Origin of the sequence: Haloimpatiens massiliensis (assembly GCF_900184255.1) — a bacterium.
Lineage (GTDB): Bacteria > Bacillota > Clostridia > Clostridiales > Clostridiaceae > Haloimpatiens > Haloimpatiens massiliensis.
Genome location: NZ_LT854635.1, coordinates 53,747 through 63,354, shown reverse-complemented (window position 1 = coordinate 63,354; position 9,608 = coordinate 53,747). Strand labels below are relative to the sequence as shown.

The 9,608-nt window shown below is 31.4% G+C and carries 8 protein-coding genes, 1 rRNA gene and 1 pseudogene; all 10 read right to left on the bottom strand.

All coding sequences use genetic code 11. The annotated features are described in order from the left end of the window. Window positions 1–92 (bottom strand): 16S ribosomal RNA (locus tag C1715_RS01140); the annotation flags it as partial. A 621-nt stretch (window positions 93–713) separates the two neighbouring features. Further along, window positions 714–1,520: a hypothetical protein gene (locus tag C1715_RS01135; protein ID WP_102398847.1), complete on the bottom strand. Its 807-nt coding sequence runs from the start codon at window positions 1,518–1,520 to the stop codon at window positions 714–716. 63 nt (window positions 1,521–1,583) lie between these two features. Next, entirely contained in the window at window positions 1,584–2,282 is a 699-nt protein-coding gene (locus C1715_RS01130; RefSeq protein WP_102398846.1) for an ABC transporter ATP-binding protein, read from the bottom strand. After that, a complete protein-coding gene (locus tag C1715_RS01125; protein WP_102398845.1) occupies window positions 2,283–2,654 on the bottom strand; it encodes a GntR family transcriptional regulator in 372 nt (123 codons plus the stop codon). It abuts the gene before it with no gap. Window positions 2,655–2,977: 323 nt separating this feature from the next. Next, window positions 2,978–4,282 (bottom strand): glutamate-1-semialdehyde 2,1-aminomutase, encoded by a 1,305-nt coding sequence (hemL, locus tag C1715_RS01120; RefSeq protein WP_102398844.1) that lies wholly within the window; start codon window positions 4,280–4,282, stop codon window positions 2,978–2,980. 188 nt (window positions 4,283–4,470) lie between these two features. Continuing rightward, a complete protein-coding gene (gene hemB / locus C1715_RS01115; protein ID WP_102398843.1) occupies window positions 4,471–5,445 on the bottom strand; it encodes a porphobilinogen synthase in 975 nt (324 codons plus the stop codon). 159 nt (window positions 5,446–5,604) lie between these two features. Then, entirely contained in the window at window positions 5,605–6,774 is a 1,170-nt protein-coding gene (locus C1715_RS01110) for an RNA-guided endonuclease InsQ/TnpB family protein (protein ID WP_180963951.1), read from the bottom strand. After that, window positions 6,752–6,948, bottom strand: a pseudogene (locus tag C1715_RS01105) (MerR family DNA-binding transcriptional regulator); the annotation flags it as partial. The gene C1715_RS01110 and the pseudogene C1715_RS01105, both read right to left, overlap by 23 nt. Before the next feature lie 206 nt (window positions 6,949–7,154). Next, entirely contained in the window at window positions 7,155–8,657 is a 1,503-nt protein-coding gene (cobA, locus tag C1715_RS01100; RefSeq protein WP_102398841.1) for a uroporphyrinogen-III C-methyltransferase, read from the bottom strand. Then, a complete protein-coding gene (hemC, locus tag C1715_RS01095) occupies window positions 8,647–9,561 on the bottom strand; it encodes a hydroxymethylbilane synthase (protein WP_102398840.1) in 915 nt (304 codons plus the stop codon). Before hemC ends, cobA begins: the two co-directional genes overlap by 11 nt. Window positions 9,562–9,608 lie beyond the last annotated feature (47 nt).

The window sequence follows — 9,608 nt, the reverse complement described above, 5'->3', positions numbered from 1 at the left end:
TCCGTTCCCCGAAGGGAACTTCATCGCTCGACTTGCATGTGTTAGGCACGCCGCCAGCGTTCGTCCTGAGCCAGGATCAAACTCTCAATTTAAAGTTCAATCTCAAACTCAAATTCACTGACTTTATGATTTATCATCATCATCTCTGTTTAATTTTCAAAGACCAATTTTCTCTGCCGCTTCAAGCGACTTGATTATTATATCATCTAACCACTTTTTCTGTCAACATATTTTTAAACTTTTTTTGAACTTTTAGGTTTGTTTTAACCTTACAAGTCATTTTATAAAGTTTATTTTATGTTGAACTTTCTCGCCGTGTTTCAGCGACGTGTTATATAATATCATGTATATATGCTTGTTTTTATCATGTTTTTATCAATTTAACCGTATTACTCTATTATTTCTTCTTTTTCATCTGTTTTTCTCAATATTTCTTATGTGGACACACTAGGAAAAGTTTTTATATGTTCCACGCATATATATTGATTAATTTGTAATTTATGTTAGTATTTACTTATATAATTATAGTAATATGTCTATTAAGTTTATTGTAATTTTTATAGTTATTCTTATTATTAATTTTCCTACTTACTTATACGCATATAAAAAATATAATGAAAATAATTTAAAAGAAAAGCAGTAAGTACTTCACGTCTCCTTACTGCTTTTTTTATTTCATAAATGTTTTTTAACTATAACCACTTAATTAGTTCCTATTTTAAGTCTATCTTTTTCTCTAAAAGATAAGAACTAGCTGCAAAGAATATTATAAATAGAACTATATCATATATACTACTAGCAATATTTATAACAGTAACTTTTAATGGCAATACTATTCCATTTAGCCCGGTTATGTTATCCATAACACTTGATTCTATAACTGCATAATCTGTAATTCCCTTAGAACTTATATAGATCTCCTTAGGAAATGCTTGTGCTATTTTTGTCCCTAAATAACCTATACCAACTAATATAGCTATAAAAATAACTCCAGACATAAATTTTCCTAATTTAACATTTAAATTAGCTAATCTTGGCAATATAGTGCATAGATGTATCAATAAAATGAATGAAGCCATAGAAAAAATAGCTCTAATTAAGTTTATTAAAATAACTGGCCAGTATACATGATCACTAAAAGCTACATTACTTATGCCCATAATGCCTGTGATTTTTTTTGTATACATCATGAAAAATATACCAATTATTATCGAATTTATAATTGCCCATATTAAATATACCACTACTTTAGAAGCTACTATCTGTGTTCCTTTAACTGGTAGAGTAAATGTTAAATAAGCTCGTTCGTCATATAACTCCTTCTCAAAATCACTAGAACAAAATATTAAAACCATTAGTGTAGAAGCAAAAGCCACTAAGAAAATAAACATTGTATTTAATGGCACATTATCACTATTCAATTTCAATAATATAATCGTATCTAAAAGAATTGTTATTATAAAAAGTATAGCAAACTTTTTATATCCACCTTTTAAATCATATTTCATTAATTTTCCCATTGTATATACCTCCCTGGATAACTAGATATTATAACCTTAATCTTTTTTATTAAACAACTAACTTTATTCCCCAAATATCTCTCTATATAGTTCATCTATGGATTTTCCTCTTTCCATTCTAAGCTCTTCTGCATTACCATAAAGGGCTATTTGTCCATCCTTTAAAAATGCTACATCTTCAAAAACTCTTTCTATATCTCTAACTAAATGTGTTGTTATTATCATAGAACTTTCCTCATTACAATTATTTATAATGGCATCAAGTATTTGCTCTCTTGCCACTGGGTCAACCCCTCCCAAAGGCTCATCTAATATATAAAGTTTGGCCTTTCTAGATAAGACTAAAGTAAGACTTAACTTTTCGTACATTCCTTTAGACAACTCTTTTACACTCATGTTTCTTTCTAACTTCATAAACTTTAGAAGTTCATCAGCTCTAGCTTCATCAAAATCTTCATAAAAATCCTTGAATAATTGTATTGCATCATCTATTTTCATCCATTTATACAGATGAGTTTTGTCTGGCAAGTAAGAGACTATTGCCTTTGAATGTACTCCCGGCCTTTGTCCATCTATCATCATTTCTCCTGAAGACTGCCTTAATATACCTGCTGCAATTTTCATAAAAGTTGTTTTCCCACTACCATTTGGCCCTAAAAGTCCTATTATTTTTCCTTTTGGTATATTTAAATCTACGTCTTTCAATGCTGTCTTAGTAAAATAATTTTTAGTTAAATCTTTACAACTTAAAATATATTCCATTTATTTTTCCTCCCCTTGAATCTTTTCTACAACTATATCTTTTATATCTTCTGATTTAAATCCTAATTCCTTCATCTCTTTAAAAAAGAATTCTATAACTTCATTAGCCATCTCTCTTCTTAAGCTATTAATTTTATTTTTATCTTCTATAACAAAAGATCCGGTACCCCTTTGAGTAAAAGTTAACTTTTCCTTGTCAAGCTCTCCATATGCTCTTTGAACAGTGTTGGGATTGACCTTTAAAATTGAAGATAATTCTCTTACAGATGGCAATTTATCTCCTTCTTTTAATTTTGAAGATATAATTTGCTTTTTAATAATGTTTGCCACTTGAATGTAGATTGGAAGCTTTTCATCAAATTTTTCAATCATCTCTATTTACTGCCACCTCCATACTTTTTATTTTTTATTAAATCTTATACCAGTACCAACGTGTTAGTGTTCTACTGATATAATACACCAGTACTTTGTAAATGTAAAGCCCCTTTTTTATAAACAATTATATTTTTATCCATGTATTTACTTCTTAGCTTTTAGGTATAAAGTATAATTAATGATCAATCAAAATAAAAAAATCGAAGCTTAAGCTAGAACTTATATTCTAACTGAAACTTCGAATTGTTATTAAAAATCATTATTATAGAATTTTATTACACTCATCTCCCAGTTTAATAGAAGCTGAAATTTTTCTTTATCTATTTTTGAAATGCAACCTTTAAAGCTTCATAATTACATTTTATAGTATACTCAAGTTCTTCATCACCATGGGCAGCTGACAAGAACATAGCTTCAAATTGTGCTGGTGGAAGAAGTATTCCTCTATCTAACATTTCCTTAAAGTATACAGCATATTTTTCTGTATCACACTTCATAACTTCTTGGAAGTTGTCAAAAGGCCCTTCTGCTAAGAACAGGCAAAGCATTGCTTTAAATCTAACTACTGTTGCCTTTATTCCTAGTTCTTTAATATTTTCATTTATTCCTTTTTCAAGCTTTATGGCCTTTTGTTCCAATTCTTCATATATGTGCTTATTATTTTTTAATATGTTTAAGTTTTTATATCCCATATGCATAGCTAATGGGTTTCCTGATAGAGTTCCCGCTTGATACACAGGACCTACTGGCGATACCATTTCCATTATTTCTTTCTTTCCTCCATAAGCACCTACTGGAAGACCTGCCCCTATTATTTTTCCAAAACAAGTCATGTCTGGTTCTATACCATACACTTCTTGAGCTCCTCCAAAGGCAATTCTAAAACCTGTTATTACTTCGTCAAATATTAAAACTGATCCGTATTGTTTAGTTATATCCCTTAATCCTTGTAAAAACTCTTTTTTTCCTGGAACTACTCCCATATTTCCACCTACAGGCTCTACTATAACTGCAGCTATATCATTACCATATTTTTTAAATACTTCCTTTACACTTTCCATATCATTGTACTTGCAAACTAAAGTGTCCTTTACTGTATCCGCAGGAACTCCTGGACTTGTAGGCACTCCAAAGGTTATAGTTCCTGAGCCTGATTTAACTAAAAGAGCATCTGAATGTCCATGATAACAACCTTCGAATTTAACTATCTTGTTTCTATTTGTATATCCTCTTGCGACTCTTAACGCACTCATGGTGGCCTCTGTTCCTGAGTTAACCATTCTCACCATATCTACAGATGGATAAGCTTCTACTATAAATTTAGCCATTTTGACTTCTATTTCTGTAGGCACTCCAAAGCTCGTTCCCTTACTAACGACTTCTTCTATACCTTCTAGTAATTCCTCATTGCTATGTCCAAGCATTAAAGGACCCCAAGAACATATATAATCTATATATTCATTTTCATCTACATCTTTAATCTTACAGCCTTTGCCTCTTTCTATGAATATAGGATTTAATCCTACAGATCTAAATGCTCTAACAGGGCTGTTAACGCCTCCAGGTATGTATTTCTGAGCTTCTTCAAAAAGCTTCTCTGAATTGCAATGTTTCACTTTTTTCACCTTTCCCTTTCAATATATAATTTAAAATTTACAGATAAGTAATAGGTAAGAAGTAATAGTTGTAGTAAAATTTCAGCTTTGCTGAAATTTTTCAATAGCTCTTTCTTTTTACCTATTACTTCTTACTTTTCACTTTTACTTCTTACCTTGTATAATGTAGAGCTTAAAATTTATATGCGAAAGTTGAGTTATTTATCTCTTATTTCTTTTGCCACATATTTTGCAAAATACGTTATAATAATATCCGCTCCTGCTCTCTTTATAGAAACTAAAGATTCCATAATAGCTGACTCGTTTAAAAGTCCGTTATCTACTGCCATTTTAATCATAGAATACTCTCCACTTACATTGTAAGCTGCTATTGGAATGTTAAAGGTATCCTTAACCTTTCTTATAACATCAAGATATGGAAGTGCTGGTTTTACCATAACTATGTCAGCGCCTTCCTCTATATCAAGCTCCACTTCTCTTACAGCTTCATTTATATTAGCAGGGTCCATTTGATAAGCCTTTCTATCTCCGAAAGATGGTGCTGAATCCGCAGCATCCCTAAATGGTCCATAAAAAGCTGAGGAATATTTTGCGCTATAAGCCATTATTGGAACATTAACATATCCCGCCTTATCAAGGGCTTCTCTCATGTATCCAACTCTACCATCCATCATATCTGATGGTGCCACCATATCTGCTCCTGCCAAAGCATGACTTACTGCTATTTTACCAAGATATTCTAAAGTCTTATCATTGTCAACATATCCATCCTCAGTTAAAATACCACAATGACCATGACATGTATATTCACACATACAAATATCAGTTATTACATACATCTTAGGGAAATTAACCTTTATAGCTCTAACTGCCTTTTGTATTATTCCATTCTCGTCATAAGCATCACTTCCACACTCATCCTTATGCTCCGGAATTCCAAATAACAATATAGATTTTATACCCAATTCCTGAAGTTCTTTAACTTCCTCTAATAATTTATCTATAGAAAATCTATAATTATCTGGCATAGACTTAATTTCTTCTTTAATGTTTTCTCCTTCTACCACAAACAAAGGATAAACAAGATCCTCAATATTTATTTTTGTTTCTCTTACAATACTTCTTATAGTTTCATTTACCCTAAGCCTTCTAGGTCTCTTTACAATGTTCATTTCAAATCCTGCTACTCAAAACATGGTCAAATGTATCCATATTGAGATTGTTACTGCTTCAACGTACTCTGTCTTGCCTAAGCTACTACAGTTTGTATAGTACTCCGCAGTCGTTAATTCCCCAAATAGCCTTGGGTACACATATAAGTGCTTGTTTAATTAAGCTATCTTATATTCTTTAACATTAGCTAAATTTATTGAAGCATTTAAATCTCTATCAATAGAAAGCCCACAACTGCATTTGTAAACTCTATCAGATAGTTTTAAATCTTTCTTATATGCTCCACAACAGCTACACACTTTACTACTTGGATAGAATCTATTAACTATTCTTATCTCAATGCCATTTTGTTTAGCTTTTGAAATAAGCTTAGTTCTAAATTCATAAAACTTTTGCCCAGCAACCGCTTTAGCTAAATGTCTATTCTTCATCATTCCACTTACATTTAAATCTTCAATAGTTATAAAACTTGGTTTTTGTTTTATTAACTCATTCACTGTTTTATTTATATAATCAGTTCTTATATTTGTAAGTCTTTGATGAAGTTTTTGTACCTTTACTATTTGTTTTTGGATATTTTGACGAGTAGCTTCTCCTTTCTCTTTTTTATTTCTTAATTTTAAACTTTCATATTTTCTTGAAAGCTTTCTTTGCTCACGTTTTAGTTTCTTTTCTGCTTTTTTAACTGTTTTAGTTTTGTTAATATTCTTTTTAGATAAACCATTATTACAAATTGCAAAATTCTTTAATCCAAGGTCTACGCCTATTCCTTCTGAATAAGATTTATTGTCTAAATTAATAGCTTCTTCAACTAAAATTGAAACAAAATATCTATCTGCTTTTTGACTTACTGTACCACTTTTAACTATAGAGTTAACTGGAATGTATCCAAATTCTTTTAATCTAATCCAACCTAAAGTTGGTACTTTAACTCTATGTCTTTCAATAGTCCAATCTGATTTGTTATTCTTAGGAAAATAAGCTTTAACATCTTGATTTTTCTTTTTCTTAAATTTAGGAAAGCCGCTTTCCCCTTTAAAGAATTTTTTAAATGCTTTTTCTCCATTCATAATGGCTTGTTTAGTAGCTTTGGAAGACACTTCTTTAATCCAAGCTTTGTCAGGATGATTAGGAATATATTTGTTATTAAGCCATTTAGAAAAATCCATACCACTAATAAATTTTTTCTCTTTTTCGTAAACTTCTTTATTATGAGCAATATAAAAATTGTATATGAACCTGCTTACACCAATAGTTTGATGAATTTTAGTTCTCTGTTCTTCTGTTGGTTTAATCTCTATTTTGTATGCTTTTTTCAACTTCTTCATCTTCCTTTATCTTTTTCTTATATTTTCTTTGTATTGCTCATAAGTATAATATCTCCTATTTGTTGGTGTTCTAAATGCTTTTAATATTCCTTCATTATCCCATCTTTGTAATGTTCTAACTGATACATTAATTAATTCTGCAAATTCATTTGGTTTATAGTTATTATTCTTCAAATGTACTCACTTCCTTTTCATAAGTACATTTTACTATATTTAATTACTTTTATTTATATTTTAAATAACTAAAGATATCTCCTAAATTTAAAATATTCAATGTCATTCCTAAACTAATCTCTCACTCTCAGTTATAGTTGAGAATTGACAATTGAGACTAGAGATTTACAACAACTAGCATTCTAGCCCTCTGACACCCTAGCCCACTAATACTGGCACGCTAGTAAACTATGCACTAGTCCACTAATAGTATATTCTTCCGCTTCCCTATAAACTTTAAGTCCAAACTCCTCTATGGTTTTAGAAGTAATAGGTCCTATAGACATGAGTTTCACCCCATCTAATAAGCTTAAATTTTTCTCACCTAATATTTTAACTAAATTTTTAACTGTAGAGGAGCTAGTAAATGTTATGTAGTCTATTTTACCATCCTTTAAAAGTTCTATTATTTTTTCTCTCTTTCCCTCTCCTGCTACAGTATCGTATATTTTAACTTCTTTAACAAAGCATAATTTGCTTAATTTCTCAACTAAAATTTCTCTAGCTTCACTAGCTCTTGGAATAAGCACCTTATCTTCCTTAGTTATAACATTTTCCAATTCCTTAAATAATTCCTCTGCTACAAACTTATCTGGAACTATATCCGCTATAAGCCCGTACTTAGTAAGCTCTTTAGCTGTAGAAGATCCTATAGCTACTATTTTTGTACCTCCAAAAACTCTACTGTCAAAGCCCAAATTCATCAGCCTTTTAAAGAATATATTTACTCCATTTATACTGGTAAATACTACATAAGAATATTCCTTTAAACATCTTATACTATTATCTAATTGTTCATTAGGAATTATTTCTTTTATTTTTATAGTTGGAAACTCTACAACATCAGCACCTAAGCTCTTTAGCTCCTCTACTAATTTGCTACTTTGAGTTCTTGCTCTTGTAACCACTATATTTTTACCAAATAAAGGCTTTTTTTCAAAGAAGTTCAGCTTATCTCTTAAAGCAACTACACCACCAACAACTATAAGGCTAGGTGGTTTTATTCCTTCTCTTTGTACCACCTCATATATGGTTTCTAATGTTGCTGTTACTACCTTTTGTTCCGGTCTTGTAGCCCAGTTTATTATGGCAACTGGTGTATCCTTACATTTACCCTGTTCTATTAAGTTATTACATATATTTTGCAGATTAGCCATACCCATTAAAAATACAAGGGTTCCATCTAATTTAGCTAGTGCTTCCCAGTTTAATTCCTTATCTTCTTCCTTTAGGTGACCTGTTATAACGTGAAAAGATGATGCATAGTCCCTGTGAGTTATAGGTATACCTGCATAACAAAGACCTCCAATTGCAGAGGTTATGCCGGGAACTACTTCAAAATCCACACCTTTTTCTAAAAGAAATTCGCCCTCTTCTCCACCTCTTCCAAATACATAAGGGTCTCCCCCTTTAAGTCTTGCAACGGTTTTACCCTCTAAAGCTTCTTCTGCTATAATTTCATTTATTTCATCTTGAGTTTTAGTGTGATTTTTAGACTCTTTACCTACATATATAAATTCACAACCTGCCTTAGTTTCCTTTAAAAAGCTATCATTAGCAAGTCTATCGTAAACAACTATGTCTGCTTTTCTAATACAGTTAAGACCCTTTAAAGTAAGTAATTCATAATCTCCAGGTCCTGCACCTATTAAGTATACCTTACCTTTCAACGTTTTTCATCTCCTCTCTGATTTCTTCCGCCAATTTAAGTCCCAGTTCTCTAGCTTCTTCTTTTTTTCCTTTTACAATTTTTCTAACCATTACACTTCCATCTTCTAAACCAAACAATCCATCTATACTAATTTCTTCTCCATTTACCGTACATAAAGCTCCCACAGGTATGTGGCAACTTCCCTCTATGGCCTCTAGAAATCCTCTTTCGGCCTCCGCTTGAGTTTTGCTTTCTTCATGGTGAATAGGCTTTAATATTTCTTCTATTTTGGTATCATCTTTTCTTATCTCTATAGCAAGGATTCCTTGCGCTGGTGCTGGAAGTATTATTTCCTCGTCTACATAAAAAATTCTATTCTTGATTTTGTCATCCATACCTAATCTATTTACACCTGCTGCAGCCAAGACTACTCCATGAAGATTTTCTTCTTCTATTTTTCTTATTCTAGTATCTATGTTCCCCCTTATAGGTACTATATCTAAATCCGGTCTATACTTTAAAAGCTGATATTTTCTTCTTTTACTGCCTGTACCTATTCTAGCTCCCTGTGGCAAGTCCTTTAAAGAATTATACCCTTCTCTAAGAATTATCACATCTCTAAAGTCCTCCCTCTTTGGCACATAAGAAAACTTAAGTCCCTCTGGAAGAGTTGATGGCATGTCCTTCATGCTGTGAATTGCTATGTCTATCTTTCCTTCTAGAAGCTCTTGCTCTATTTCCTTAACAAAAATACCCTTATCTCCTATTTTATCTAAGGCTACATTTTGAATTTTATCTCCCTTTGTCTTTATCACTTTAAGCTCCACTTCCACATGTGGATTCGCTTTTTTTATCTTATCTATAACCCAATTAGTTTGTGTAATCGCCAATTTACTGCCCCTAGACCCAACAATTACTTTCATGCTCTTAAAATCTCCCTTCCTAAATTAGAATATATATAAATGATCAA

Excerpts from the sequence above, each read along its gene's own strand:
- C1715_RS01135 (WP_102398847.1), bottom strand. The coding sequence starts at position 1,520 with ATGGGAAAATTAATGAAATATGATTTAAAAGGTGGATATAAAAAGTTT.
- C1715_RS01130 (WP_102398846.1), bottom strand. The coding sequence starts at position 2,282 with ATGGAATATATTTTAAGTTGTAAAGATTTAACTAAAAATTATTTTACT.
- C1715_RS01125 (WP_102398845.1), bottom strand. The coding sequence starts at position 2,654 with ATGATTGAAAAATTTGATGAAAAGCTTCCAATCTACATTCAAGTGGCA.
- hemB (WP_102398843.1), bottom strand. The coding sequence starts at position 5,445 with ATGAACATTGTAAAGAGACCTAGAAGGCTTAGGGTAAATGAAACTATA.
- C1715_RS01110 (WP_180963951.1), bottom strand. The coding sequence starts at position 6,774 with ATGAAGAAGTTGAAAAAAGCATACAAAATAGAGATTAAACCAACAGAA.
- hemC (WP_102398840.1), bottom strand. The coding sequence starts at position 9,561 with ATGAAAGTAATTGTTGGGTCTAGGGGCAGTAAATTGGCGATTACACAA.